The sequence below is a fragment of the Pseudomonadota bacterium genome (assembly GCA_026388215.1).
Lineage (GTDB): Bacteria > Desulfobacterota > Syntrophorhabdia > Syntrophorhabdales > Syntrophorhabdaceae > JAPLKF01.
This window is the reverse complement of sequence record JAPLKF010000201.1, coordinates 1-1854: the sequence shown is the minus strand read 5'-3', so window position 1 is coordinate 1854 and position 1854 is coordinate 1. Positions and strand designations below refer to the sequence as shown.

Below are 1854 nucleotides of genomic sequence, written 5' to 3'. Positions count from 1 at the left end.
TGAAAGCGTGGTCCTCTGCTTGCCTTGCGCCGCCCGTTGGAATCTATACAGCGAACACCGTGAGCGAGAGGGGGAGGCCGGGTACCCACGAAGTGGGTGGGGCTTTGCCTGTGGAGGGGGCGACGCAAGCCCCAGTAATAGAGAATTGTGGGTATCCCGAATTGTTACTTGAACTTTAGCGGATTACGTCTTTGATACATCCGATACTGGATGTCACATTCAATGGGTACGTCCCCTGATAATTCTTTTGCCTTATCTTCAATGTGCTTTATATCCTTCTGGTCATGGACAACGCCACGTAAAATCAAGCCATATTTTACAAGCCCTCTTTCTTTAAAATCAACATTAAGCGAGGAAATGAAAAACTTAGTATTTATTGCAATATCAGCCTTTATCTTCGCTGCAAGCACTTTTAACTTGAGGACTTTTTTTGTTTCCTCTGTTTTAAACTGCTCCTTCTTTTTGAGTTTATCTTTTATGGATGAAATAATTTCATCGTAACTCAGAATACCCGTATCAAAAACCATGTCATACTGTTTTGGATCATCCCACTGACTTCCATATATCATATAAACCGTACCTGCCATATCTTTATCGGCTTTTTCTATTAACCATCGAGCGTGTTCACTGCTTGTCTCTCCTTCCCATTTCATAACAGTCTCAATTCTTTTCTCAATAGGTGCCACCGTTCTAACTCGTAATGCATAAGAAATCTCTTTAAGTAAAAAATTTCCACCTCTACCCATTATTACTACATTATCCTGTAAAGCGTAATTCAGGATATGATATTGATTCAGCGCTACAAATCCCCTGAAAGACCATTTGTATCTCTCCCATGTACTGGGTTGAATTTCATCAAAGTATTTTGCCTGTTCTTCCCACTGAGGACCTACTTTTCCCATATCTTCAAGTATTCGCTGTCTGTCAATGTACTGGTAGCCCATGAGTTCAGAAACGGCTTGCCCAATTTCTTTTCCGCCACTCCCGTACTCCCTCGATATAGTCAAGATTGCCATGAGCACCCCCTATTTTGCAAATGGGATAACCCAGACGAGCATCGCCGGGATGTAACAGGATATAAGAGAGACTACTACATAAGGCACGCTAATAGCCATAAACTCCTTCAAGCCAACCTTTCTTTGGTCCTCTTTTTCACCCATATTTTTTGCTACAAATAGAGCCGGGGCGCCTGCAATGGTAAGGTTGCTTCCCAGCGTACCTGCCCAGAGCAGCATCCAGTAAAGAGGCCAGGGATTTATAGCCTGGGATTTACCAAGATCTCTTATAACATAAAGCATTGTAAGAATATAGGCGTCATGCTCTACAATACCTACGATAGGAGCAGTGACCCAGAAGAGCACCGTACTCCCAGCGATAAGACTTTTTTGTATAAGCGGGGTAATTAAATTAGAGATAGATTTGATTACACCTGCATGTTCAAGACCTCCTACCAGGGCAAACAGTGACACATAGAAAAAGATCGCCCTCCAGTCAAGTTCTGATAAAACTTGCTCCAAATTAGGAATTTCTAAAGTAAAACGACCCTTGAATAATTCAAAGATAAGGATTAAAGCAAGTGCACCCCACATTGCAATAAAACCAAGGTGATAACCAAAAACAGGTCTAAGTGCCATGGCAACAATTGTAAGTGCAAAAACTAAACAAACAATAATGGCGAAAGGTTTATCTTTTATATGATCAAGGGGATGTTCTTCCATGGATGCAACATCCATTGTAACGCCTTTATATTTTTTTGAAAATACCCAGTAAAAATAGGCACAGGTAATTATATAGGAGATGCAGAGAATGAAGAATGACGATGGCCTTCCAGAATGCCACAAAAAACCGCTAAAT

2 protein-coding genes are annotated in these 1854 nt (G+C 41.3%); both read right to left on the bottom strand.

Annotated elements, in window-relative coordinates:
* Positions 1 to 164: 164 nt before the first annotated feature.
* Positions 165 to 1016: a cytidylate kinase-like family protein gene (locus tag NTU69_10585; protein ID MCX5803957.1), complete on the bottom strand. Its 852-nt coding sequence runs from the start codon at positions 1014 to 1016 to the stop codon at positions 165 to 167.
* Positions 1017 to 1025: 9 nt separating this feature from the next.
* Positions 1026 to 1854 (bottom strand): SLC13 family permease (locus tag NTU69_10580; GenBank protein MCX5803956.1); only part of this gene is annotated, 829 nt, incomplete at its 5' end.